The sequence below is a fragment of the Paenibacillus sp. FSL R10-2771 genome, from assembly GCF_038000205.1.
Taxonomy (GTDB): Bacteria; Bacillota; Bacilli; order Paenibacillales; family Paenibacillaceae; genus Paenibacillus_AQ; species Paenibacillus_AQ phytohabitans.
In genome coordinates this window covers 7,457,552-7,482,815 of sequence record NZ_JBBOBM010000001.1, presented here as the reverse complement: position 1 = coordinate 7,482,815, position 25,264 = coordinate 7,457,552, and the positions used below count along the sequence as shown (strand labels likewise).

At 47.9% G+C, this 25,264-nt stretch carries 28 protein-coding genes and 1 tRNA gene; 8 read left to right on the top strand and 21 right to left on the bottom strand.

Annotated elements, in window-relative coordinates; translation table 11 throughout:
- Positions 1-236 precede the first annotated feature (236 nt).
- From NSU14_RS32455 to rpsF, 4 genes are all read right to left on the bottom strand, one after another.
- On the bottom strand, positions 237-611 hold the full coding sequence (locus NSU14_RS32455) for a VOC family protein (RefSeq protein ID WP_042140595.1): 375 nt from the start codon (positions 609-611) through the stop codon (positions 237-239).
- Between the two features lie 208 nt (positions 612-819).
- Positions 820-1,092 (bottom strand): 30S ribosomal protein S18, encoded by a 273-nt coding sequence (gene rpsR, locus NSU14_RS32450; protein ID WP_036699837.1) that lies wholly within the window; start codon positions 1,090-1,092, stop codon positions 820-822.
- A 21-nt stretch (positions 1,093-1,113) separates the two neighbouring features.
- The gene (ssb, locus tag NSU14_RS32445; RefSeq protein WP_039295814.1) at positions 1,114-1,623 is read right to left on the bottom strand and encodes a single-stranded DNA-binding protein; all 510 of its coding nucleotides are present in this window, start codon (positions 1,621-1,623) and stop codon (positions 1,114-1,116) included.
- Positions 1,624-1,671: 48 nt separating this feature from the next.
- Entirely contained in the window at positions 1,672-1,956 is a 285-nt protein-coding gene (gene rpsF, locus NSU14_RS32440) for a 30S ribosomal protein S6 (protein ID WP_038598251.1), read from the bottom strand.
- A gap of 220 nt (positions 1,957-2,176) precedes the next feature.
- Here rpsF and NSU14_RS32435 point away from each other — a divergent pair, with 220 nt between their 5' ends.
- Positions 2,177-2,374 (top strand): YjzC family protein, encoded by a 198-nt coding sequence (locus NSU14_RS32435; RefSeq protein WP_039295806.1) that lies wholly within the window; start codon positions 2,177-2,179, stop codon positions 2,372-2,374.
- Positions 2,375-2,724: 350 nt separating this feature from the next.
- Here the strand turns inward: NSU14_RS32435 and NSU14_RS32430 are convergent.
- The 4 genes from NSU14_RS32430 to NSU14_RS32415 all read right to left on the bottom strand — a co-directional run bounded on the left by NSU14_RS32430 (position 2,725) and on the right by NSU14_RS32415 (position 4,412).
- Positions 2,725-2,815 (bottom strand) — tRNA-Ser (locus tag NSU14_RS32430).
- 76 nt (positions 2,816-2,891) lie between these two features.
- Complete coding sequence (locus tag NSU14_RS32425) at positions 2,892-3,104, bottom strand: DUF951 domain-containing protein (RefSeq protein WP_039295799.1); 213 nt, start codon at positions 3,102-3,104, stop codon at positions 2,892-2,894.
- Positions 3,104-4,144 (bottom strand): mechanosensitive ion channel family protein, encoded by a 1,041-nt coding sequence (locus NSU14_RS32420; RefSeq protein ID WP_340948506.1) that lies wholly within the window; start codon positions 4,142-4,144, stop codon positions 3,104-3,106. Before NSU14_RS32420 ends, NSU14_RS32425 begins: the two co-directional genes overlap by 1 nt.
- Positions 4,137-4,412 (bottom strand): DUF3343 domain-containing protein, encoded by a 276-nt coding sequence (locus NSU14_RS32415; RefSeq protein ID WP_076243741.1) that lies wholly within the window; start codon positions 4,410-4,412, stop codon positions 4,137-4,139. The genes NSU14_RS32420 and NSU14_RS32415 overlap by 8 nt, the downstream gene beginning before the upstream one ends.
- 104 nt (positions 4,413-4,516) lie before the next feature.
- Between NSU14_RS32415 and yyaC the strand changes: the two genes are divergently transcribed.
- Positions 4,517-5,125, top strand: a complete 609-nt coding sequence (gene yyaC, locus NSU14_RS32410; RefSeq protein WP_039295795.1) for a spore protease YyaC — start codon at positions 4,517-4,519, stop codon at positions 5,123-5,125.
- Here the strand turns inward: yyaC and NSU14_RS32405 are convergent.
- The 12 genes from NSU14_RS32405 to rpmH all read right to left on the bottom strand — a co-directional run bounded on the left by NSU14_RS32405 (position 5,097) and on the right by rpmH (position 17,056).
- Entirely contained in the window at positions 5,097-5,597 is a 501-nt protein-coding gene (locus NSU14_RS32405) for a DUF4446 family protein (RefSeq protein WP_076243742.1), read from the bottom strand. The genes yyaC and NSU14_RS32405 overlap by 29 nt on opposite strands.
- 119 nt (positions 5,598-5,716) lie before the next feature.
- A complete protein-coding gene (locus NSU14_RS32400) occupies positions 5,717-6,880 on the bottom strand; it encodes an aminotransferase class V-fold PLP-dependent enzyme (RefSeq protein WP_340948505.1) in 1,164 nt (387 codons plus the stop codon).
- Positions 6,881-6,973: 93 nt separating this feature from the next.
- Complete coding sequence (locus NSU14_RS32395) at positions 6,974-7,816, bottom strand: ParB/RepB/Spo0J family partition protein (RefSeq protein ID WP_042140601.1); 843 nt, start codon at positions 7,814-7,816, stop codon at positions 6,974-6,976.
- Positions 7,809-8,570: a ParA family protein gene (locus NSU14_RS32390; RefSeq protein ID WP_042140602.1), complete on the bottom strand. Its 762-nt coding sequence runs from the start codon at positions 8,568-8,570 to the stop codon at positions 7,809-7,811. Before NSU14_RS32390 ends, NSU14_RS32395 begins: the two co-directional genes overlap by 8 nt.
- 210 nt (positions 8,571-8,780) lie before the next feature.
- Positions 8,781-9,596, bottom strand: coding sequence for a nucleoid occlusion protein (gene noc / locus NSU14_RS32385; protein WP_039295780.1), 816 nt, complete (start codon positions 9,594-9,596; stop codon positions 8,781-8,783).
- 505 nt (positions 9,597-10,101) lie between these two features.
- Positions 10,102-10,824, bottom strand: coding sequence for a 16S rRNA (guanine(527)-N(7))-methyltransferase RsmG (rsmG, locus tag NSU14_RS32380; protein ID WP_340948503.1), 723 nt, complete (start codon positions 10,822-10,824; stop codon positions 10,102-10,104).
- A gap of 3 nt (positions 10,825-10,827) precedes the next feature.
- Positions 10,828-12,714, bottom strand: a complete 1,887-nt coding sequence (mnmG, locus tag NSU14_RS32375; RefSeq protein WP_340948501.1) for a tRNA uridine-5-carboxymethylaminomethyl(34) synthesis enzyme MnmG — start codon at positions 12,712-12,714, stop codon at positions 10,828-10,830.
- A 15-nt stretch (positions 12,715-12,729) separates the two neighbouring features.
- Positions 12,730-14,106, bottom strand: a complete 1,377-nt coding sequence (mnmE, locus tag NSU14_RS32370) for a tRNA uridine-5-carboxymethylaminomethyl(34) synthesis GTPase MnmE (protein WP_042140605.1) — start codon at positions 14,104-14,106, stop codon at positions 12,730-12,732.
- A 195-nt stretch (positions 14,107-14,301) separates the two neighbouring features.
- Positions 14,302-15,036, bottom strand: a complete 735-nt coding sequence (jag, locus tag NSU14_RS32365) for an RNA-binding cell elongation regulator Jag/EloR (RefSeq protein WP_039295766.1) — start codon at positions 15,034-15,036, stop codon at positions 14,302-14,304.
- A complete protein-coding gene (locus tag NSU14_RS32360) occupies positions 15,033-15,980 on the bottom strand; it encodes a YidC/Oxa1 family membrane protein insertase (protein WP_042140606.1) in 948 nt (315 codons plus the stop codon). The genes jag and NSU14_RS32360 overlap by 4 nt, the downstream gene beginning before the upstream one ends.
- Positions 15,981-16,066: 86 nt before the next feature.
- Positions 16,067-16,417, bottom strand: a complete 351-nt coding sequence (rnpA, locus tag NSU14_RS32355; RefSeq protein WP_042140607.1) for a ribonuclease P protein component — start codon at positions 16,415-16,417, stop codon at positions 16,067-16,069.
- A 504-nt stretch (positions 16,418-16,921) separates the two neighbouring features.
- Entirely contained in the window at positions 16,922-17,056 is a 135-nt protein-coding gene (gene rpmH, locus NSU14_RS32350) for a 50S ribosomal protein L34 (protein WP_039295761.1), read from the bottom strand.
- A 742-nt stretch (positions 17,057-17,798) separates the two neighbouring features.
- Between rpmH and dnaA the strand changes: the two genes are divergently transcribed.
- The 6 genes from dnaA to gyrB all read left to right on the top strand — a co-directional run bounded on the left by dnaA (position 17,799) and on the right by gyrB (position 24,121).
- Positions 17,799-19,145, top strand: a complete 1,347-nt coding sequence (gene dnaA / locus NSU14_RS32345) for a chromosomal replication initiator protein DnaA (protein ID WP_042132666.1) — start codon at positions 17,799-17,801, stop codon at positions 19,143-19,145.
- 196 nt (positions 19,146-19,341) lie between these two features.
- Entirely contained in the window at positions 19,342-20,484 is a 1,143-nt protein-coding gene (gene dnaN / locus NSU14_RS32340) for a DNA polymerase III subunit beta (protein ID WP_340948499.1), read from the top strand.
- 45 nt (positions 20,485-20,529) lie between these two features.
- Entirely contained in the window at positions 20,530-20,757 is a 228-nt protein-coding gene (yaaA, locus tag NSU14_RS32335; RefSeq protein ID WP_039295744.1) for a S4 domain-containing protein YaaA, read from the top strand.
- A 23-nt stretch (positions 20,758-20,780) separates the two neighbouring features.
- On the top strand, positions 20,781-21,899 hold the full coding sequence (gene recF, locus NSU14_RS32330) for a DNA replication/repair protein RecF (protein WP_039295741.1): 1,119 nt from the start codon (positions 20,781-20,783) through the stop codon (positions 21,897-21,899).
- 16 nt (positions 21,900-21,915) lie between these two features.
- Positions 21,916-22,164, top strand: coding sequence for an extracellular matrix regulator RemB (remB, locus tag NSU14_RS32325; RefSeq protein ID WP_039295738.1), 249 nt, complete (start codon positions 21,916-21,918; stop codon positions 22,162-22,164).
- A 46-nt stretch (positions 22,165-22,210) separates the two neighbouring features.
- Complete coding sequence (gene gyrB / locus NSU14_RS32320; protein WP_042132667.1) at positions 22,211-24,121, top strand: DNA topoisomerase (ATP-hydrolyzing) subunit B; 1,911 nt, start codon at positions 22,211-22,213, stop codon at positions 24,119-24,121.
- A gap of 88 nt (positions 24,122-24,209) precedes the next feature.
- Here gyrB and NSU14_RS32315 read toward each other — a convergent pair whose 3' ends face one another.
- On the bottom strand, positions 24,210-25,097 hold the full coding sequence (locus tag NSU14_RS32315) for a YheC/YheD family protein (protein ID WP_340948498.1): 888 nt from the start codon (positions 25,095-25,097) through the stop codon (positions 24,210-24,212).
- Positions 25,098-25,264: the final 167 nt, after the last annotated feature.

Genomic DNA, 25,264 nt, shown 5'->3' with positions numbered 1-25,264 from the left:
CCATCATGACGCTTCGCGTGTGTTCTTAACTAAATCATTCATTCTTACAGCCCGCGGCTAATCAGACATGTCACCTGGACATAGTCTAACAAGACATGCTCCTGGCAATGATTGGAGCACGCTGCGGCTTACTGCCGGAATGATATGAAGTTGCTTAGTTAAGAACGCTCACCAACATCAAAATTTCCCCTTTAGTTATAGGATACCTGTAATTTACTACATCTGGAATCCGGTTGTCAATTGCCGGCAAAGCAATTCATTACCCATGTAATTCCGTTTTTACCGTCGGTAACCTGTCCATGAAGTGCGCCGAAGAAGGTTTTTTGCAGCTCCACCTTGACCTGCCCGCCCTCTGAGCTCAGTTTCTCATAAATCGCCCGCATCTCATCTTCGTTGTCAAGCCCCAGAATAACACTTACATTCTCTGTCTTGGCACCTTTGCCGTAATCATCGGAGAAATGAATCAGTGTCTGCCCCAAATGCAGCTCAGCATGCAGCAGCTTGCCATTATGTTCATTCAGAACCTTGATCTCTCCGCCAAAAACGCTCTTGTAGTACTCCACAGACTCCTGCACGTGCTCAATAATGATGTAAGGACTTGCGCTGATCATTGTTCATTCCTCCAAGTTTTATTTAAATGGCCTATATAGATTGAACTTGTATTTTTTCTATTATGGGATTGCCGTGACTCCAGAGAATATTTTCAAGTTCAATCTATATAGCTAGTATTCTGCCCCTATTATACAGTTTTTGCCCGCGTATTTCTTTTGTATGCATGCAAAAAAGCAGCCGGCTTAGCCGGCTGCTTCATAAAACGTCCTATTCCGTTGTGTAAGGTAGCAGCGCGATTTGACGCGAGCGTTTTACAGCAATGGTCAGAGCGCGTTGGTATTTTGCACTTGTACCAGTTACACGACGCGGCAAAATCTTTCCGCGTTCGCTGATGAACTTCTTAAGAAGCTCAGTGTCTTTATAGTCAATGTGAGTAATCTTGTTCACAGTGAAGTAGCACACTTTTTTACGCTTGTTGCGTCCACCACGACGTGCCGGTCTTTTGTCGTTGTCCGCGCCTTCTCTTGGTTTAAAAGCCATGTTCAGTTCAGTCCTTCCTTATTAAAATGGCAAATCATCGTCCGATATATCGATCGGTTTTCCATCGCCTGAAAAAGGATCTTGAGTATTGTTGTTACGCGAGAAATTGTTGTTATTTCCGCGTGCACTGTTACCGCCGTTACCGCCGCCACCAAAGGCAGGCTCTTCGGGAGTACTTCCACCACTTGGTGCATTTCCGCCTTCACGGTTCTGCGAGGATTCCAGGAATCGGACATTATCAGCAATAACTTCAGTGACGTATACACGTTTACCTTCATTATTCTCGTAATTCCGTACTTGGATGCGTCCTTCTACGGCTGCCAGTCGTCCTTTGCGCAAGTAATTGGCACAGGTCTCAGCCAGCTGTCTCCAGGTTACTACCGGGATAAAGTCCGCTTCGCGTTCACCGTTCTGGCCCGTAAAGTTGCGGTCTACGGCAAGCGTAAACTGCGTTACGGCAACACCAGCGGGAGTATAACGAAGTTCCGGGTCACGGGTCAACCGACCGATCAGAATGATACGGTTCAACAATTCAATCCCCTCCTTATAGCGCGATTCGTTACAAAGCTTGTCAATATCTTAGGCAACGTCGTTCGTAATGAGATAACGAATTACTTCGTCGGAAATCTTCATGAGACGTTCCAATTCGGTAACTACTGCAGGTTCTGCATTGAAGTTAACCAAAACATAAACGCCATCACGGAATTTCTTGATCTCATACGCAAGACGGCGTTTACCTTGCACATCGTGCTTTGTAATTTCTCCGCCGTTGGAGATGATGCCTTGGAATTTTTCGACTGCTGCTTGAACGGCTTCTTGTTCAATGTCAGGACGAATAATGTACATGACTTCATATTTGCGCATAATTTTCACCTCCTTATGGTCTGAGGCCCCTGATCACGTCAGGAGCAAGGAACGAGCACAAACATAGACTCGCACCAAATCAATATACCAAATCCCACTGATGAATGCAAGCTTTATTCATACGCACCAGATCATGGACCGATATTAATTACATGAAGATGTCTCTGCAAGGCCACAATATAACCGCTTCACCACTTTACAGAAGGAGGCTTATCATACTATGGGCGAGAAAACAGAGTACGAAAAGGGCGATAAAGCCCCCAATCCGGGGGTTTATACAGAAGTAGGCGAGGCGCGCAGCTTCCATACCGAGATCCAGAATCCCAAGCGGATTGAAATGGAGAAGGGCGACACGTTTCCTGAGACCTCCAATCAGAACCGCAAGTGGAAAAAAGTCGAGAAAGCACGCGTGCATTAATTAACCAATCGCATCGCATGTATAAAACCTGTCCGGCTGCACATACTATACTCAGGCAGTACAAAAGAGAGGTGTGGTTCCGTTGAACGTCGTAGACGAACACAATCACAGGGATTCTGAATCAGCAACTATTGTAACCCGGGGAGAGTAAAGGCTGTTCCTAAAAAAAGCAGCCTGGCACAACCTGTTTCACTTTAGCGGCTACAGACAGAGATTTCCAAACATCATTGATGTACTGCCTCTGGAGAGAGACCTGCAAAGGTCTCTCTTTTTGTATGTCTTCATGCAGAAATAAAAAAACCTTCGTCACCTGAACGAAGGGATAGTAGTTAATGTATATAATGCTGAAGTGGCGGAGAGGGTGGGATTCGAACCCACGCACGCTGTGACACGCCTAACTGATTTCGAGTCAGCCCCCTTGGGCCTCTTGGGTACCTCTCCGCAGCAAGAATTATTGTATCATGCCAAAGTTACAATTGCAAGCTATTTGCACTAGCGCTTTACCTCTGCTGCAAGCTTAATTGTTTTCGGCTCCGCTCTCAGCAGAATGAAGAACCTTCTTCATGTTTTTTTCGAATTTAGCACGGGGGATTAGGACGCTATGCTGACAGCCGGTACATTTAATCCGGATATCCATTCCCATACGGATAATCTCCATCTCGTTCGTTCCGCAGGGATGCGGCTTCTTCATCTGTACAATATCACCCAGCCCGAATACTTTGCGTTCCATTATTCTTCTTCCCCTTCCTCTCCCTCTTGCGCAGCAGCTATCTGTCTTCTCGGACTTGCCTGCTGCTCCTCACGGGCTCTACGGGCGCTCTCAGAGAGTTCCTCCTCTTGAGCCGCTTCAGCCTCCCTTGCCTCCCTGTCTGCCTGCACACGAGCCTCCTGTTCTGCCTTGGCTGCTTCCAAAGCGCTTTGCTGCTCCAGGGCCTGCTTAATATCACTCTGAATCTGCCGCTCTGCGGAATCTCTGGCGTTAGGCATGCAATTAGCCGCCACCCGGATTACATACTCCGAAGTACTCATCGACTGAATACCCAGCACATTGGGATAGTCAATTACACTGGGGTTCCGTTCCTCTATCCCCTTAAGCGCTTCTCCAATCAGTGCAAGTGTTGCTTCTAAACCCCGCTCTATTTTGACAGGCACATCCACCACCGCCAGGGCATTAGCCAGCGAATAATTCGTAACGTTTACAATCGTGCCATTCGGTATGATATGCACTTCCCCTGTCGCACTCAGCAGCCGGGTCGTTCTCAGGCCAATCATTTCTACCGTACCTTTATAGGTTCCACTCTGGATGACATCGCCTACTGCAAATTGATCCTCGAAGATGATGAAGAAACCGGTAATTACATCTTTGACCAAACTTTGTGCGCCGAACCCTATCGCCAGCCCCACAACTCCGGCCCCGGCCAGCAGCGGTTTCAGATCGAATTGGAATACAGACAGAATCATCATAATCATGACAAAATTACAGATGAAGGCAACCACATTTTTCATAAGTCCGCCTACTGTTGAGAATCGGCGGTTATTCGCTAAGCGCCTTCCCCGCGTCTCCCTCTCCAGGGAACGGTCGATAACATTGGAGACTACCTTAATAATCACCCGGGTCACAAGAAAAAGCAGCAGAATCTGCACCCCGGAAAACAGCACGGTAGCCCACATATCTGCATTGGTTATCCATTCCCATATTCTATCCTTAAAGCGGACCACTTCGTCGACTGCCTGACCCGGCGTTGTCACTTCCAGCATCCAGTTATTCATCCTGCCCCTCCTTCTCCACAACCTCCACATATCCTATACCATCACTTGATTTGGCAAAGATCCCGCGTATCTCTACATTCTGCTCCGCCACAATGACCCGCACCTCTTCCAATGCATTCCGGTAGAATTGGATCGACATGGCGCAACCGGCTGTAATCTCCTTGGGTGTAGGAAATATATCAATTTCAATCTCCGCATATTCCAGCAGCATCTCAGCGCGCAGCGCCTGCTGGGTCGAATCAAAGGCTATTAGCAGTTCATCCTCCACACTCCGCGCCTCCTCTGGGCTATTCGTCCTATCTATTGCCGCCATAGTATAAAAATCCACTTTCATCCATATACTAGGATCATCAGAACAGAAAGGAAGATCATATGAATTTCTCTTCTAAAGCTTCATCCCTGCAAGAACCATCCTGTTTAAAAATATCACATGCTGATCCCGATATCTATTCTGCGATTACTCATCGGCTTCTTTTCCACTTTTCACGCACACGTACAGATACACCAATTGTTATTGTCTGTGTAGGCACAGACCGCTCTACCGGTGATTCACTTGGACCGCTGGTCGGCACTGCGCTTGCCCGCTTCCATAGCCCCTTATTCCATCTCTACGGAACGCTGGACGAGCCAGTTCATGCTGTTAACCTGGAGGAGACTCTCTCCCTCATTTATCAGAAGCACCCTAACCCGTTCATCATCGGAATTGATGCCTGTCTGGGCCAGTCAACAAGCGTTGGCTGCATCCAGGTCGTAGACGGCCCCCTCCGGCCGGGAGCAGGGGTCAACAAGCAACTCCCGCCAGTAGGCGATATCCATTTGACAGGCATTGTGAATGTCGGCGGCTTCATGGAATATTTTGTACTGCAGAATACGAGATTAAGCCTTGTAATGAGATTATCCGATATCATTGCTTCCAGCCTATACTCCGCACTTAAGCAATGGAACCTTCATGCTAGATCTGCTGCAGCGCGAGAGCAATAACTTCCTTCTCCTCTGGAGACAGAGGATACTGCGACTCTCCCTTTTCAAGCGGCTTGGAGTATATATATGAGTTCTCGCGGTTGTGCAGGCTGCTCAGCACAATTCCGCTATGGTTGTCATCCAGAATGGCAAGCGAGAAGCTCAGATCATTGCCGCGCTCTCCAAAGGCATTATAGCGTTTCATGGCTACCTTGGACTTCATCCCCCGCATTTTGGCTTGTGCGGCTTCAATCATTGCCTTATGCTCACGCTGACCATCCTCCAGCATATCTCCCTGGTTCTTCAGGTTTACCAGCAGGCTCTCCAGATCCTCAATGCCGTTCCCGGTCATCATCGCTTCATATCTGCGCCGCATCTTGCGGATCTTGGCACCTTGAATAATTAGAACAATTGCCAGCAGAATAATTATCACTGCAAAACCCATAATGAACACCGACAGCTGTTCACTTATTACTTCATTTAATTCCGACATATATGGACCATCCTTTGTCTAAATATAAAAATTCATCAGGTTTCACATGATAGCTATCCTTCTATTTCCCGCCGAACGGTACCGTCCTTTAAAAAGGACGCCAACACCATGTCCACTTGTTATCTTGTTCGTGAAGCACCATACATTTCGGCCATGGCATCCAGCAATCTGTTAACATCCTCTTCTGTCGAGCTTACACCAACACTCGCCCTCACCGCACCACTCTCCAAAGTGTCTGCGGCTTTATGGGCCAGCGGCGTACAATGCATGCCTGCACGCACTGCAATGTTATATTCACGGTCCAGGCGATGGGCAATATCCGCTGACTCTTGTCCCTCCACTACAAACGCGACAATTCCGCTACGCTGAATGCCCAGGCCAGGGCCGAGAATCCTAATCCCCGGGATGAAGGCCAAGCCTTCCATCAGCCTCTGCGTCAGCTCCCACTCCTGCATATGAATCCGTTCCGTTCCCATGGCCAGTATCTCCTTCACACCCGCCAGCAGCCCGGCTACACCAACAGCGTTCTGAGTGCCAGCTTCATAGCGGTCAGGCCGCACCATGGGCTGATCACTATTTTCCGACTGGCTGCCTGTTCCGCCGTGCATCAGAGGTTCCAGATCTAAGTGTGGCGATATATACAGCCCCCCGGTGCCTTGAGGTCCTAACAACCCTTTGTGCCCCGGAAAAGCCAGCAGATCGATATTCATTTCCGGCACATTTATATCTAGTGAGCCCGCACTCTGAGCAGCATCTACCAGAAACACAGCTCCGTGTGATTTGGCCATATCGCCAATAATTCCAAGAGGAAGTATACTCCCGAGCAGATTGGAGCTGTGATTACAAACCACCATTCTGGTATTGTGGCGGAACGATTTTTGAAGTTCTAGCAGATCAACCTGCCCCTCACCATCCACCTGTAAATAATCCACTTCAATACCTATTGTCCGGCGCAAATACTCTAAGGGTCTGCGTACAGAGTTATGTTCTGTCATCGTTGAAATTACATGATCCCCTGGTTGAAGTGTACCCTTAATAGCCATATTTAGCCCCATGGTTGTGTTATGGGTAAAGGCAATATTCTGAGCATTGGAGACAGCGAACAGTTGAGCCAGCAAAGCCCGTGCCCGCACCAGCACGCGCCCTGTACCTATCGCCAGCGAGTGGTTACTGCGTCCGGCATTTGCCCCTGAATGCTCCAGAGCATCCACCATTGCAGCAGCCACTGCAGGCGGCTTAGGCCACGAGGTTGCTGCATGATCCAGATAAACCAGTCTCTCCATCTCTTCACCTCACTATTTTCCGTTTAAAAAACATATCCCTCCATATCCGTTTTAGGGATATCTCAGGATATGTTTTCGGCACAAATATCCAAATCAGTTCCCGAGCAACTCCAGCAGTCTTTCCAGGTCTTGGGCACTGTAATAATTTAATTCTATTTTTCCTTTTTCCTTACCTTGCTTAATCTTAACGGTTGTTTTGAAGCGTTCCCGCAATACTTCCTCAACGTTATCAATATAAGGATCGCGTTTGACCACCTTAGCTTTGATCCCATTCGCAGGTTTGCGGTCGAGGTTTTTCACTACCTCTTCCAACTCTCTCACACTCCACTGCTGTTCCACACACTGTTCAGCTAATTGCTTTATCGTCTCCGGATCTTTCAGCGCTACAATTGCCCGGGCATGGCCCATAGAAATTGTTCCACGTGAAACATAATCCTTCACTTCCTCCGGCAGACTAAGCAGCCGCAGGAAGTTGGCAATATGGGATCTGGACTTCCCCACCTTCAGTGATAGCTCTTCTTGGGTAAGAGCAAATTGATCCATTAGCCCTTGATATGCAACCGCAATTTCCATTGCGTTTAGATTCTCACGCTGCAGGTTTTCAATCAGGGCAATCTCCATAACCTGCTGGTCGCTTAAGCTGCGGACTACCGCAGGGATCGTTGCTTTGCCGCAATACTGGGATGCACGGAACCGGCGTTCACCGGCAATGATCTCATAACCCTTCAATACACTGCGGACAATGATTGGTTGAATGACCCCGTGCTGTCTGATAGATTCAGCCAGCTCCTGAATAGCTTCTTCGTTGAAATCTTTACGCGGCTGATACGGATTGGCTCTTAACTGCGACAAGGGTATTTCTACAACCTTGTCATCCTCGTTAATGGATAAAGAAGGTATTAAAGCATCCAAGCCTTTGCCTAGGCGCTTACTCATAAGAAATCACTTCCTTTGCCAACTCTAAATACACTTCCGCTCCTTTGGAACGGGAATCATAAGTAATAATGGATTGTCCGTGTGAAGGAGCTTCACTCAGGCGGACATTACGCGGAATAATGGTTCTATATACCTTCTCCTGGAAGTACTTTTTCACTTCTTCAATCACCTGAATCCCCAGATTGGTCCGGGCATCAAGCATAGTGAGCAGTACCCCTTCTATCTTAAGGTGAGGGTTAAGATTTTTCTGCACCAGTCTTACCGTGTTAAGCAGTTGGCTTAGCCCTTCAAGCGCGTAGTATTCACATTGAATCGGTATAATGACTGAATCCGCTGCTGTCAGAGAATTAATGGTAAGAATGCCCAATGATGGAGGGCAATCGATGATGATGTAATCATAATTCGCCTTGACCGCATTTAGAGCCTTCTTCAGCTTTAGTTCTCTGGATATGGTAGAGACTAATTCAATTTCCGCACCCGCCAATTGAATAGTAGCCGGTATGATATGAAGGCCTTCGATTTGGGTCTCCAATATCGTTTCCTGCGGGTTTGCTTCATTAATAAGAATATCATAAATGCAATTTGCTACATCCGCTTTGTTGACGCCAACGCCGCTCGTAGTGTTGCCTTGCGGATCAATATCAACAAGCAGCACTCTTTTCCCTAAAGTAGCCATGCCGGCACCCAGGTTTACAGAGGTTGTTGTTTTACCGACCCCGCCTTTTTGATTTGCTATGGCAATAATCTTGGACACTTATTTCACCTCGAATTGTTAGAAAGAATCATCTTGTAAGGTCATGAGTTGTATTGGCATAATGATTTGTATACTACGGCATCACATGTGCGGGAAGTGTAGACAAATATACATTAACTTATCCATAAAGTGTATGTGTGATAACGTCTGGAGCTAGTCATAGAAAAGGCGGCCAATCACCTCAGGGCCGCCTTCAGCTTTTGAAACCATTTATCTTTTTGGGATTTGAATAACAATCTCATAATGATCGCCACGGTCATTCTCGGAGGTCTTGATTTCCATCCCCGAACCGGACACCATGTCTATGGATTGGCGAATGGTATTAAGAGCGAGACGAACATCTTTTGTATAGGATACCCGTTTTGATTTCTTAGTCTGTGTAACGGCTTTATAGAATGCAATACGTGCTTCTGTTTGCTTCACATTGAGCTCTTTGGAGATAATCTCAGCCAGCACCTTCATCTGCATCTCTTCACTGTCCAGAGACAAAAGCGAACGCGCATGACGCTCAGTGATCTTTCTTTCCATTAGCGCAACTTTGACTGCCTCCGGTAAATTCAGCAAGCGAATTTTGTTGGCAATCGTTGACTGACTTTTGCCAAGCCGTTGGGCCAGACTCTCTTGCGTCAATTGATGCAGATCAATCAGCTTCTGATAGGCGATTGCCTCTTCAATAGAAGTCAGACCCTCACGTTGCAAATTCTCTATCAGTGCAATTGAAGCTGCTTGTGAATCATTGAATTCGCGTACAAGAGCTGGAATAGTCTCCATGCCCAGCTTTTTGACCGCCCGCCAACGTCTTTCACCGGCAATGATTTCATACTGGGAATCACGCATACGCACAACGATCGGCTGGATAACTCCATGAGTTTTGATAGTCTGGCATAGCTCATCTATCTTGTCATCATCAAATATCGTCCGTGGTTGATATGGACTGCTGATAACCTCATGAACCGGGATTTGTTTGATCTCTTCTCCGCTGCTCCGCTCGGTAAATCCAAAAAGCTTGGTGAATTGTTCTTTCATTCCGTTCATAACCACCTAATTTCGTTATAGTACGATCCTTCTAACCTTTCTTGCGAAAAGCCTATCGTACAGCGTGAGAAAAGCATCTATCCTATTCATAGTCACTTTCCCTACAATTAAAGAATGAATCAGATCGCTGATCAGCTCTTTAATTCAAGAACAGCCTGGCCATATTTCTGACCTTCATTTCTCTGTAACCAGGGTAGTAACAGAGTAGCAGAAGAGTCTTCTCTATAAAAAGTCTTACTATAGTATTCTATCACTTTTCTGCTCATAATCCTATTCTCCATATAGACCTATTTTTCCTGCCTAAAGGTCCCCCTGGGTCCCCTTATTCACAAATAAACTCTATATGGTCCAGTCTTGAGGTTATATGTTATGGCACAGGTGAAAATGCCGTTGATGGGGGCATATACCACAAATCTCATAAAAAAAGATCAAGCCCATTCTGCATGAGCTTGATCTGGTTTCGTAAATATGATTTTGATTGTTTCACGTGAAACAATTATACAAGGGGCGACTTCGCAGGCACGCCTGGCTTACGCGGATACTTCGCTGGTGTTGCCCCGGTCTTACGTACGAGAATAATATGCCGGGCGGATTCTTCAATAGGCAAGCTGAAGGATTCCACCTTCTGCAGTTCAGCGCGAAGTTCCTTGAAACTGCGTCTGGCTTCTGCCAATTCCTCAGCCGGGTCGCTTCCCTTCATTGCGGCGAAGATTCCATCCTTACGTGTGAACGGAAGACAAAGTTCATTCAAAAGAGATAGGCGGGCAACTGCACGTGCAGTCACCACATCATAAGCATCACGGTGTACAAACTGTCTGGCGACATCCTCGGCACGTCCGTGGATCAGTTGTACGCCAGTCAGGCCCAGGGTGTTACATACATGCTGTAGAAAAGAGATCCGTTTGCTGAGTGAGTCTACAATCGTCAGCTTCAGATGCGGGAAACAAATCTTCAGCGGAATTCCAGGAAACCCTGCACCCGATCCGATATCAGCAAGACTCTTGGTTTCATCCATATTCAGATAGAAAGCCAGAGATAGAGAGTCGTAGAAATGCTTCGTATACACCTGACTTCTTTCCGTAATACCTGTAAGGTTCATCTTCTCATTCCAGGAAATCAATTCCTGGAAGTATAGTTCGAATTGTTCTAACTGCTTCGTTGAGAGCTGTAGTCCGCGCTCCTTGAGCAGAGCGGTGAACTGGGCTGCCGTAGTATCCATAGATTATCCTTTCGCCGCTGTCACACGGTTATAATGCTCCAGATGTACAAGCAGAATCGAGATATCCGCCGGTGTTACTCCTCCGATGCGCGAAGCCTGGCCGATGGAGATTGGAGCGATCTTGGTCAGCTTTTGCCGGGCTTCCATCGCAAGTCCATGAATCTCATTGTAGTTGATATCTTCAGGGATCTTCTTCTTCTCCATCTTCTGCAGCTTCTCAACATGCTGGAGCTGTTTCTCAATATATCCGGCATACTTTATCTGAATCTCAACCTGCTCCTTCATCTCTTCGTCCAGTTCTTCTGGGGCAGGCGATATCATATCTACGAAGCTGTAGGCAAGCTCCGGACGGCGCATTAAGGTTAGCAGATTGCTTCCGTCAACAATCGGTGCAGAGTCATATCCGGCAAGAGCTTCATTTACTTGAACAGGTTTAACCTTCGTTTCCTGCAGGCGGATGATTTCACGGTCCACTCGTCCTTTTTTATCAAGGAATGCCTCATACCGTTGCTCTGGAATAAGTCCAATTTCATAACCGATTGGAGTCAGGCGCAGGTCCGCATTATCATGACGGAGCAGCAGGCGGTATTCCGCACGCGAAGTCAGCAGACGATAAGGTTCATTGGTTCCCTTGGTGACGAGATCATCAATCAGCACACCGATATAACCTTGGGACCGGTCAAGCACCACCGGCTCCTTCTCCTGTACTTTACGCGCTGCGTTAATGCCTGCAATTACACCCTGCCCTGCAGCTTCCTCATAACCGGAGGTACCGTTGATTTGCCCTGCTGTGAACAGTCCCGGCAACCGTTTGGTTTCAAGGGAAGGCCAGAGCTGTGTTGGAACCATCGCATCATATTCAATGGCATAGCCGTTACGCATCATTTCAACCTTTTCCATACCGGGAATGGAACGCAGCACTGCCAGTTGTACATCCTCAGGGAGGCTTGTAGACAGACCTTGTACATAGTATTCCGATGTGTTTTTACCTTCAGGCTCAAGGAAGATTTGATGCTGTGATTTATCGCTGAACCGCACGACCTTATCTTCGATCGATGGACAATAGCGAGGACCTGTTCCTTCAATAATTCCGGTAAACATCGGTGCCCGGTGCAGGTTGTCATTAATAATCTGATGTGTGACCGGTGATGTGTAAGTCAGCCAGCAAGGCAGCTGTTCATTATCTGATGACTTGGTTTCAAAAGAGAAGAATTTCGGTTTATCATCGCCCGGCTGGATTTCTGTCTTGGAGAAATCAATCGTGTCCTTATGCACACGCGGTGGTGTTCCTGTCTTAAAGCGGACAAGATCGAATCCAAGCTCACGCAAATTCTCCGACAACCGTACGGACGGCTGCTGATTGTTCGGTCCGCTCTCATAAGTCAGTTCACCCATAATCACTTTGCCGCGCAGATAGGTTCCGGTCGTCAGGATAACAGTTTTGCTGTGATATATGGTTCCGCTCTTCGTAACAACCCCGGCACAGCGGCCGTCCTCAACAATCAGTTCTTCCACCATGCCCTGGCGCAGTGTCAGGTTTGGCGTCTTTTCCATCGTTTCCTTCATCGCATGCTGATAGAGGAACTTGTCTGCCTGTGCACGAAGTGCATGGACAGCAGGTCCTTTCCCGGTATTAAGCATCCGCAGCTGAATGAAAGTCTTATCTATATTGCGGCCCATTTCCCCGCCCAGCGCATCAATTTCACGCACTACATGGCCCTTGGCGGGTCCGCCAATGGATGGATTACATGGCATGAAGGCCACCATATCCAGGTTAATCGTGATCATCAGTGTGCGGCAGCCCATCCGTGCAGCAGCCAGAGCCGCTTCACAGCCGGCATGTCCGGCGCCAATGACGACAACATCATAGCTGCCTCCATCATAATTCATAACTGTTCCCTCCTTTTATTTGCCTAAGCAGAACTGCGAGAAAATCTGATCCAGCAGAGAATCCGCAGCCGTATCTCCAACGATCTCACCGAGCTGCTCCCAGGCCAGACGCACATCAATCTGTATCATATCTATAGGAATAAGCATCTCCGCAGCTTCGTAGGCATCCTGAAGTGATTTATGCGCCTTCTTCAGCAGGGCAATATGTCTTACATTACTTACGTAAGTCAAGTCACCCGACTCCAGCTTGCCTCCGAAAAAGAGTGCCGAGATCGCCTCTTCCAGTTTATCCAGTCCTTCCTCTTCCAGCACAGACATCGGTACAATGCTCGATTCGTCAAAAAAAGAGCGCAGCTTATCCGTATCCAGACGGGACGGTAAGTCCATTTTATTCATGATGACCAAGGCTTGTCTACCGTGGATTTGTTCCATAAGTGCCAGTTCATCCTCATGCAGCTCATCATTGGCATTCAGCACCAGCAGAATCAGATCCGCATCGCTAAAAGCCGCCTTCGAACGTTCCACACCGATTCTTTCTACCACATCCATCGTTTCACGGATACCGGCAGTGTCCAGCAGCTTCAGGGGAATATTATTAATCGTAACATACTCTTCTATTACATCACGCGTTGTTCCCGGAATATCGGTTACAATCGCCTTGTTGTCGCGGGCAAGCGCGTTAAGCAGGGAGGATTTGCCGACATTAGGCCGGCCTACAATTGCTGTTGTAATCCCTTCGCGCAGAATCTTTCCTTCATTAGCTGTACGAAGCAGCTTGTTAATGCCTTCCATAACCTCTTGGCTCTTGTCCTTGATGAAATCGGCAGTTAAGGATTCCACATCATGTTCCGGATAATCAATGTTCACTTCAATATGAGCCAGCATCTCAATAAGAGTGTGCCGAAGCTCATGAATCCGTGCGGATAGAGAACCGCTAACCTGCTTAAGCGCAACCGAGAAGGCACGGTCTGATTTGGAACGAATCAGGTCGATAACAGCCTCCGCCTGCGAAAGATCAATCCGTCCGCCCAGAAAAGCACGTTTGGTGAATTCCCCCGGCTCAGCCAGCCGGATATCCTGCTGCAGCAGCAGGTCCATCACTCTTCTTACAGAGATTACGCCGCCATGGGCACTGATCTCCACTACATCTTCCGTTGTAAAAGAACGCGGTCCCTTCATAACCGTAACCAGCACTTCTTCCATCCGCTCCCCATCCAGCGGACTTACAATATGTCCATAATGCACAGTATGGGATTCAGCTTCCGTAAGGGGGATACGGCTTTGGAACAATGGAGCAACCTGGCTGATAGCCTGCGGTCCGCTAACCCGGATGATGGCAATTCCGCCCTCGCCCAGAGCCGTCGATACAGCAGCAATAGTGTCACTAAGCATGTTGTTATTCACCTCTGACTTGATCTTTTCTTATTTGTATCTTCAAGTGGAAACGGTTAAGCCGTCCTCCAAAGGACGGCATACGTTTCAGCGGGAAATATAAGGGTAATATATTTCGCGAACCATATAAATTGTTATATTTCAAAAAAACAATGACTCCTCGCATAGGTCAAGGAGTCATTGCGGCATATAGATCTACTTCAATGTTATAACGACGCGGCGGTTCGGTTCTTCACCCTTGCTAAGCGTGTTAACCTGCCGGTGATCTTGTAATCTGGAATGAATAATCTTGCGTTCCTGCGGGGACATGGGTTCCAGGACGACCTCTTTACGGGTCCGGACTACACGTCCCGCGAGCCGGTCCGCCAATTCCTCAAGCGTCTTCTTGCGGCGTTCACGGAAGTTCTCCGCATCCAGCACAAGGCGGATGAAGCTGTCGGAATAGCGGTTGGCAACAATATTAGCCAAATACTGCAGAGCATCGAGAGTTTGTCCTCTTCTGCCGATCAGCAGCCCGAGATCCGGACCGGATATTTGCAGAACAGTTGATTCCTTGGTATGAACGATTTCAACTTCCACCTCGAGCCCCATGCTCTTGGCGACATCCACAATGAAATGAACGGCCTGTTGGTAAGCTTCCTCCACCGGTTGTCCGGAATCCTGGCGCGGTACGCCGCTGATCGCCTCTGGTTTGCTCTCTCTTGTTGACTGCTGAGACAGTAGCGGAGCACTCGCCGCTGATGCCGGTGCGGCTTCAGAGATCAAGGTCAATTCTACCTTGGCTCCCTTCGCACCGATCAATCCAAGGAATCCTTTTGACGGCTGTTCAAGTACGTTGACCGTTACCCGGTCCTTCTGAACTCCAAGCTGGTTAAGTCCCCGTTCTACAGCTTCTTCAATGGTTTTCCCTGTCGCGACGACTTTGCTCATTTTGACTTTTTGACCCCCTTCTTCCCTTTGCTGCTATTACCTTTTGCAGCAGGAGTAACATCTTTGCGGGCGTTATTGTTGCTGTTCTTGCTCTTCGTCAAATTCACTTCTTTGGCTTTGCCGTTACCCGCAGTAGCGTTAGCGGTGGCACTTGCAGCGGCAATAGCCGCTTTATGTTTATCGTTGTTGCGGTACAAGAAGTAGTTCTGAATAATGGTGTACAGATTGCTATAGAACCAGTACAGCGGAAGCGCAGACGGGAAGTTGTAGGACATGATGAAAATCAGAACCGGGTATACCATCATCATGAACTGCATTGGACCCTGCTGTTGTACCGGGTTCATTTTGGTCATCATACGGGTCTGAATGAATGTCGTAGCAGCGGCAAGAAGCGGCAGAATGAACAGGTGATCGGGCTTGCCGAGCTGCAGCCACAGGAAGTCATGCAATCTAAGATCCGGGTTGTAATAGATCGAGTTGTACAGGGCGATGAAGATCGGCATCTGCACGATCAGCGGCAGACAGCCTGCCATCGGATTTACCTTGTTCTCCTGGAACAGGCGCATCGTTTCCTGCTGTACCTTTTCGGGCTCATCTTTATATTTTTTCTTAATCTTCTCAAGTTCCGGTTGGATGGCCTGCATCGCACGTGAACTCTTAACCTGTTTCATGGTAAGCGGCAAAATTAACGTACGCACAATGATAACCATTACAAGTACGGCTAATCCGTACTGGCCATTAAACCACTTCGCGAAAGTATCCAGTGCAATGGCGAAATAATAGACGACATTACTCTGCCAGAAGCCTCCATTTTTCAAATCTTCCGTAGTGTGCGTCACTGATGCCGCCCCAGACGGAGAACACCCCGACAGAACAGCAATCATTAGAACCATTAACCCGAGGAGAAGAAACATTTTTCCTCGCTTAGTCTTCATTAGAGACACTTCAAAACCCCTCTCATAAACATTCCATTGCACCGTAAATCATAACATAATTATGGATACAAATAAACAAGCCCCCTGTGCCCCTCTTACTTGTGCAAAGCCTTGAGCAGCTTGGCTTTGCGAAGCACATGCAGCACGCTTTTCTCGAGCTCGCCGTAATCCTTGGAGAGAGCTCCTTTTCTTACGATGAACACGATGTCCAGACCCCCGATAATTTCCGGCTCATGGTGACGGACAATTTCCTTTACCAGCCGCCTCATACGGTTGCGTACCACGGCGTTTCCAACCTTCTTGCTGACAGATATACCTACGCGGAAACGCTCCACCTCTTTTCTGGGAAACCAGTACACCACATATTGATGATTCGCAAATGACTTCCCATGGCGGTATACGCGGCTGAAGTCGGCACGGTTTCGTAATCGTAGACTTTTGTGCACGGGACTCTCCTATTCAAATACCGGATTTCGCGTAAGCTCCGGAATTTCATCTTCTAATTAGTATAGTCATTCAGGTGATGCCATAAACGGCATCTGTTACAGCGGAAAGATAAGGCTCCTTCATAATGCAAAGCGTATACATTTTCATCTTTCAAAAAAACCCCGCAGTAGCGCTATCATCCTCTGCAGAGCCAAACTTTTATTGTTGCAGCTGCAGAATAACAGTGGTCCTCCCGCTCTGAGGAGATGCATCCAATTCTGCGCTATATATAGAAGGGAAAAATGCCGGGGCTCCTCTTCCTTCCTTATATAACAATCAAAAAAAGCCCCGCAAAGTGCGGCTCTGTAGTGAAGCGTGATCCGTAACTTTTGCGGGGATCCCATGTAAAATAACCCCACAAAGTGGGGCTTTGCTTCGATGATTACTCAGGTACTTTATGGGGACCCCATTGAATTCTCATCTTGTAAAAAAGGACCACCGCAGTGGTCCCTAAGTGGCCTAACTTACGCACTCAAAACTTTTCTGCCTTTCAAGCGGCGGGCTGCCAGCACTTTGCGGCCGTTTTTCGTGCTCATTCTTTTGCGGAAACCATGCACCTTTTTGCGTTTGCTCACATTCGGTCTGAACGTCGGTCTCATGTATTGCACCTCCCTTACAGGAACTTAATTACTGTCATATAAGCAGAAACGGACTAAGCCGTCCTTAGAGTAGGGACAGTATCTACAAGTATTATCAATTAAATTTGGAGACATATCCTCACAGAAAACACCTTTATATATTTAAACACATAATCAAGGCAAAAGTCAACCTTGTCCCCTTCCTCCCTCTTTTTTATTTCTCCACAGGTCTCTTCAGCTGCTGCTGTCTATCTATCCCCAGATTGCTTCCGTCCCTCCAAAATTCGGCCTCCGCGTCTTATCCACAGCCCTTTTGTCTCAAAAAGTAATCCACAGGACATTATAGTTATCCACCTGTGATCAAAAAAAATAGTCGACTGCTCACAACTGAGCACAACCTGTGTATAAAAATATCGAAGCCATGACGGAAACTGTCGAACGGTAAACAATTTATCAACAATATGTAGTGGTGTTCCTAAAAATTATACACAAGTGATTGAATTTGTGGATAAAATAGCGTGGCTCATTGAAAAACAAGGGGGGTTTTGCTATGATGGTATTACTTTTGAATGTGAATAGATTTGTTTGTTCTCTATATTATCAACAAGCTGTGGATAAAGTTGTGAACAATTCAAATTTATCCATATTTTTTTGTCTCTTGATATTGCATATTGGGGATAAGATTCAGCAACAACCCATTTTCTTCGACATTTCCACTTCATGGCTGATGCCACATTTGGAAGATTTAAAGGAGTGACAGTCTGTGGACAGCCATACTTCCGAATTATGGCAGCAAATTTTATCGATTATTCAAACCAAACTAAGCAAGCCGAGCTTTGATACCTGGTTTAAGGCTACCAAGGCCTTAACGTTTAGCCCCCAGGCTCTTATTATCTCGGCGCCTACAACTTTTGCCGTAGAATGGCTGGAAAGTCGCTACACCAAATTGGTAGGAGCAACGGTTTATGAGGTCACCGGACAACAGGTTGACGTCAAATTTGTAATTGAAGAGAACAAACCCTCTGAGCCAATAGTTCAACAAATGGCGCCCACTCCCGCAGTTTCACGCGAAGAAGCACAGACGCATTTGCTCAATCCCAAATACACTTTTGATACGTTCGTGATCGGTTCGGGCAACCGTTTTGCGCATGCAGCCTCGCTGGCTGTAGCCGAAGCGCCTGCCAAAGCTTACAATCCTTTGTTTTTGTACGGAGGCGTGGGTCTCGGGAAAACCCACTTGATGCATGCCATCGGGCACTACGTGCTGGAGCATAACCCCAACAATAAGGTTATCTACATCTCGTCCGAGAAATTTACGAATGAATTCATCAACTCCATCCGTGACAACCGCGGCGAAAGCTTCCGTAACAAATACCGCAACGTTGACATTTTGCTGATTGACGATATTCAATTCCTGGCCGGCAAAGAGTCTACGCAGGAGGAATTTTTCCATACGTTCAATGCTCTTCATGAAGAACGCAAGCAAATTATCATCTCAAGCGACCGGCCGCCCAAGGAGATTCCCACACTGGAAGAACGGCTGCGTTCCCGGTTTGAATGGGGACTAATCACCGATATTCAGCCTCCGGATCTGGAGACACGTATCGCGATTCTCCGTAAGAAAGCCAAGGCGGAGAACCTGGATATCCCGAATGAAGCGATGATGTACATTGCCAATCAGATCGACACGAATATCCGCGAGCTTGAAGGTGCGCTGATCCGCGTTGTGGCCTATTCATCATTGACTAACCAGGATGTGACAACGCATCTGGCAGCTGAAGCGCTGAAGGATATCATCCCCTCCAGCCGGCCGAAGATGATTACCATCAACGATATTCAGCAAAAAGTCGGCGAATACTACAATTTGCGCATGGAGGATTTCAAAGCACGGAAACGTACGAAGGCTGTTGCTTTTCCAAGGCAGATTGCTATGTATCTCTCCCGCGAATTAACGGATTATTCGCTTCCCAAGATCGGTGAAGCCTTCGGAGGGCGCGATCATACGACAGTTATCCATGCCCATGAGAAGATTACGCAGCAATTAAAGGTAGACCAGGAGTTGTACAAAGTGGTAAATAATCTTGCGGAGAAAATTAAAAATCCTTCCTAAGAGGAACAAAGAGCCTATACACAATCTATACACATGTGGGTAGGCTTAATTTTATGCTGTTTAGCGACTTATCCACATAAACGGAGCCCCTACTACTAATACTATTAAATAACTATAATAATTCATCTTCTAAGAGCAGGTTTCAAAGAGGTCAAACGTACACCCATTTCCCAATTTTTCAGCTAGGAGTGAAATCATGAAAATCAGCATTCTCAAAAATGAACTCAACGAATCTATAGGCCATGTCTCCAAGGCGATCTCGAGCAGAACAACCATCCCTATTTTGACCGGAATAAAGCTTGAGGTTAGCCACCAGGGAGTAACATTGACGGCAAGCGACACGGATATCTCAATCCAATCCTTCATCCCTGCCGAGAATGACAGCCATACGATCGTAAAAGTGGAACAGCCCGGCAGCGTAGTGCTTCCAGCCAAGTTCTTTGTCGAGATCATCAAGAAGCTTCCCTCCAAAGAAATTCACATGGAAGTCAAAGAGGGCTTTCAAACCTATATCTCTTCCGGATCTACGGAGATTCAGATTGTTGGCCTGGACCCTGAAGAATTCCCTGTTCTGCCAAGCATTGAGGAGAATGAAACCATCTCAATGCCAGGCGATTTGCTGAAGAATATGATTAAACAAACCGCGTTCTCCATCTCTACCCAAGAGACAACACCAATTCTGACAGGTATTCTCTGGAATCTTGCCGATAACGAGTTCAAGTTCACGGCTACCGACCGCCACCGTCTGGCAACAAGAGCAGCACATCTGGAAGGTACAGAGAATGTTCAGTTTGCGAATATTGTTATTGCCGGCAAAACGCTGAACGAGCTCAGCAAAATTATCCCGGATCAGAATATGCTGGTGGATATTGTCGTTGCGGATAACCAGGTCCTCTTCAAAATCGACAAAGTGCTGTTCTATTCGCGGATCCTGGACGGAATTTATCCGGATACTTCTAGAATTATTCCAAGCACCTACAAAACAGAACTAACTCTTGATACAAAAAAACTCAGCGAATCGATTGACCGCGCTTATTTGCTGTCCCGTGAAGAAAAAACGAACATCGTCCGGATGCAGACTCTTGAGAATGGCGACGTAGAGATTTCTTCCAGCTCATCAGAGCTGGGGAAAGTCCGGGAAGAACTTGAAGTAATTGATTTCAAAGGTGAGCCTTTGCGGATCTCCTTCAACTCCAAATATATGCTCGATGTGCTGAAGGTTGTGGAGAGTGAGCAGCTCGTGATTGCCTTCACCGGCATGATGAGTCCGATTATCCTCAGACCGCTCGACGAGAGCCGCAGCCTGTACGTCATTCTGCCTTACCGCACAACCAATTAATGCCCTGTCCATGGCCTGTGGATAAGTGGTGGAAAGGAAAAAAAGATGAAAAAAATAGTTATCCACAGTGGATATATCAAGCTGGACCAGTTTTTGAAACTGGCGGATTGTGTATCCACAGGCGGCATGGCCAAAGCGCTGCTGCAGGAAGGGCACGTACAAGTGAATGGGGAGAAAGAAGAACGGCGTGGCAGAAAGCTCTACCCGGGTGATAAGATAGAGGTACAGGATAACGGCGTATTCGAGGTTGAAGGCGGCGGAGTCAAAGAGTAGTACACCCAAGGAGGCACAGGGTCTTGTTTGTCAAAAATATCGGTCTGCAGTATTACCGCAACTATGGGCTGCTGCGTCTGGAGAGCCTGGGTGATGTGAACCTCATTCTCGGTCAGAACGCCCAAGGCAAAACAAATCTCATGGAGGCTTTGTTCGTCCTGGCGATGACCAAAAGCCACCGTACCTCCAAGGACAAGGAACTCATATCCTTCGATGCTCCTGCAGGTTCCGCACAGATTGTGGCCGAAGTGGAGCGCAAATACGGTGATCTTAAGCTGGAGCTTACCCTGTCACCCCAAGGCAAAAAAGCCAGAATTAACGGACTGGAGCAGCGCCGGCTTAGTGAATTCGTAGGTTCACTGAATGTGGTGATGTTTGCTCCGGAGGATCTCGAGATTGTCAAAGGCACCCCGGGCATCAGGCGCCGGTTCCTTGACATGGAGATTGGCCAGGTCCAGCCCAGCTACCTGTTTCACCTGCAGCAATACCAGAAGGTGCTGCTCCAAAGAGGGAATCTGCTGAAGCAGCTATGGGGAAAAGAAGCTGCCGGCAAGGAACTTCTGGAGATATGGGATGCGCAACTTATAGAGCATGGTGTTAAAATCGTCAAAAAAAGGAAACAATTCATAAAGAAGCTGCAGATATGGGCAGAAAGCATCCATCGCGGCATTACAAACGGCGGAGAAGAGCTCAAACTGCTCTATGTCCCCTCTTTCGGTGAGCGCGAAGAGGAAGATGAAGCTGTCTTATTGGACAAATTTATGTTAAAGTTATCACAAACAAGAGATCAGGAAATCAGGCGCGGCATGACGCTGACGGGTCCCCATAGGGATGACCTGTCCTTTTTTATCAACGGAAGAGAAGCTCAGGTCTACGGTTCCCAGGGACAGCAACGTACGGCAGCTTTATCGCTCAAGCTGGCGGAAATTGAACTGATCCATGAGGAGATCGGAGAGTATCCTGTGCTGCTTCTTGATGATGTTTTGTCCGAACTTGATCCCTATCGTCAGACCCAGCTTATCGAAACATTTCAAAGCAAGGTACAGACCTTCATCACCGCCACCGGTGTAGAGGGACTGAATGCCGATAAATTAAAAGGCGCAAGCCTGTATCATGTGCACGGCGGCACAGTGGAGCTATAAAGAGCGGAGGAAGACAATGTATATTCATTTGGGCGGAGAGAAAATTATTCGATCCTCAGAGTTGATTGCTATATTTGATATATCGATTGAGAAGTCCTCCAAGGTGTCGAAGCAATTTATGACTCATTCCCAGCAGGATAAGAAGCTGGAGCGCATTGGTGAAGAGGAAGCGAAGTCTATTGTCGTCACCAAGAATACTGTCTACTACTCCCCTATCTCCTCCTCCACTCTCAAAAAAAGAGCCAAAATCTTGTTAGAAATATAATGTTTCGGTAGTTACAGGAGATAATCTGAAAGAAGTAGGTGAAGGCATGTCAATGAATCAACCGACATATGATGAGAGCCAGATTCAGGTACTGGAAGGGCTGGAAGCGGTTCGGAAACGTCCCGGCATGTACATTGGCTCCACTAGCGCCAAAGGTCTGCATCATTTGGTCTGGGAGGTTGTCGATAATAGTATCGATGAGGCGCTGGCAGGTTTTTGCGACCGGATTCAAGTGAAAATTCATGAAGATAACAGTGTGACTGTTATTGATAACGGCCGGGGAATACCTGTCGGCGAGAACGTAAAGCTGAAGAAATCCACGCTTGAAGTCGTAATGACTGTCCTGCATGCAGGCGGTAAATTTGGCGGCGGGGGTTACAAGGTTTCCGGCGGTCTTCACGGTGTGGGGATCTCGGTAGTTAACGCACTGTCCGAGAAAGTAGTTGTAACGGTCAAACGTGACGGACATGTCTACCAGCAGGAATACAGACGCGGTGCGCCGCAATATGATATCAAGGTAATTGGCGATACCGAGGAGACAGGGACGACAACAACCTTCCATCCGGATCCGGAGATCTTTACCGAGACTACTGTGTTTGAATATTCCACTCTGCTTACCCGCATCCGCGAGCTTGCCTTCCTGAACAAGGGCATTGAGCTGTCTCTGCTGGATGAACGGACCGGAGTGTCCAATACGTTCAAGTATGACGGCGGTATTGTGGAGTATGTGAAGTATCTCAACGAGAAAAAAGAAGCCCTGCATGATGATCCGATCTACGTGGAAGGCTCGCGGGATATGATCGCCGTTGAAGTGGCTCTCCAATATAACGATTCTTATACAGAGAACATCTATTCCTTCGCCAACAATATCAACACCCATGAGGGCGGAACGCATGAATCCGGCTTCAAGAGTGCTTTGACGCGGATTATCAATGATTATGCCCGCAAGGCAGGCGTAATCAAGGATAGCAGCCAGAATCTTACCGGAGATGATGTCCGTGAAGGTCTGACGGCGATTATTTCGGTCAAAATTCCTGAGCCGCAGTTCGAAGGCCAAACCAAGACCAAGCTGGGGAACAGTGAAGTCCGCGGGATCGTCGAATCTCTGTTCGGCGAGAAGCTGCAGGAGTTCCTGGAAGAGAATCCTGCTGTCTCACGCAAGGTGCTGGAGAAGTCGCTGCAGGCTTCCCGTGCCCGTGAAGCGGCCCGCAAGGCCCGTGAGCTGACCCGCCGTAAGAGTGCGCTTGAAGTCAGCGCCCTTCCGGGTAAGCTGGCTGACTGCTCCTCCAAGGATGCGTCGATCAGTGAGCTGTACATCGTCGAAGGTGACTCTGCGGGCGGATCGGCCAAGCAAGGCCGTGACCGTCATTTCCAGGCGATCCTGCCGCTGCGCGGTAAGATCCTGAACGTAGAGAAAGCCCGGCTCGACCGGATCTTGTCCAATGCGGAAATCCGGGCGATTATTACCGCTCTCGGGACTAGCATCAGCGATGATTTTGATCTGTCGAAGGCACGTTACCACAAGGTTGTAATTATGACCGATGCGGACGTCGACGGTGCCCACATCAGAACCTTGCTGCTGACGTTCTTCTACCGATACATGCGGAAGATTGTCGATGCCGGATATATCTATATCGCCCAGCCGCCGCTGTTCAAGATCGAACGCAACAAAGTCATCCGCTATGCGCAGACCGAGAAGGAACGCGATGAGATCATTGCCGGCTTTGGTGAGAACGTCAAAGTAAACGTTCAGCGCTACAAAGGTCTGGGTGAGATGAATGCCGCGCAGCTTTGGGATACTACAATGGATCCTGAGAGCCGCACGATGCTGCAGGTAACGATTGAGGATGCCATGCTGGCCGACAGCATTTTCGATACACTGATGGGTGATAACGTAGAGCCGCGCCGTGAATTCATTCAGGAGCATGCCCAGTCCGTCAAAAATCTCGATATTTAAATGCAAGCTGTATAACGAACCTCCGATCCTCCCTTATAGGGGGGACCGGAGGTTTTTTAATGCAGGCAGAGAGTTTTTTGGCGTGATTTTAATGCTTGACTGTTCGTCTGCGGCGGTAGGTTGGCGACGGGCGGGTGCGCTTCAAGCGTCCATAGGCAACAGCATAGCGGTGGATTCTGCGGTAAATGGCTTTGTTCGGAAACATTTTGAAAACAATGATCGAAGGCAGTGTGTTCACTTCAAGCAGCCATAAATCATGATGCTGATCCATCGCCACATCCAGTCCAATTTCTTTGAGACCCGGATAGGCAGTTTCCAGCTGGGACCCGATTCTGACTCCCAGCGATTTCAGCTGCTGGATGGTTGCCGTCCTTTCTTCGGGCGTCATATGTTCTTTGAACAGAGCATCCAACGAAAAAATGCTGCCTCCGTTGTGATAGTTGGTGACCACCTTTTGCGGCGCAGCCACCCGCCCGAGCATGCCTGTAGTCTCCCAGGACCCCTGAAGATTCTTCTGGGTCAGTACCCGCAGGTCAAACGGCCGGTCCTGATGCTGAAGCAAATCAATGCCTTGCTGAACGAGATAGGAACGCCCCTTAATCCGCGGCAATAGGGCAGCATGAAGCTCTTCCGGTGTATTGAAAATTTCTGCATCCTTGGCGTATCTCAGAATATACATCAGCTTGGGTTCTGCCGGTGCTTCTGTTTCACATGTCAAAGGTTCTGTTTCCGGTTGGCTGAAGTCCGGCTGCTGCTCGCTTGGGCTTAAATGTACCACCCGCTGTTCAGCTCTCATGACTCCGCTGCCGTAGGTGCCGCGGTCAGGTTTGATATATACCGTTCCGTACAGACCCAGCAGCTCTTTCAAATCTTCCAGGGCGTATTTACGTGTTTCCGGAATGAAGACCGAGAGCAGGCGGTTCTGAAGAATGACTTTCGTTTTTGCCCACTTGCTGGACACGCGCTGAATCCTCATTTTCTGCCTCCTTGGGTAGTTGTGCGGTTGCCGGTTTTGCCACAGATGAACGTATATCCGTTTGTTCATCTGTGGCGAATTTTCAGGACAATCTAACTAAACAATGTTATAATATAAGGATATGGGGTTATGCTTTTTTGGACGAAATCAGGGTCATAAAGCCATTC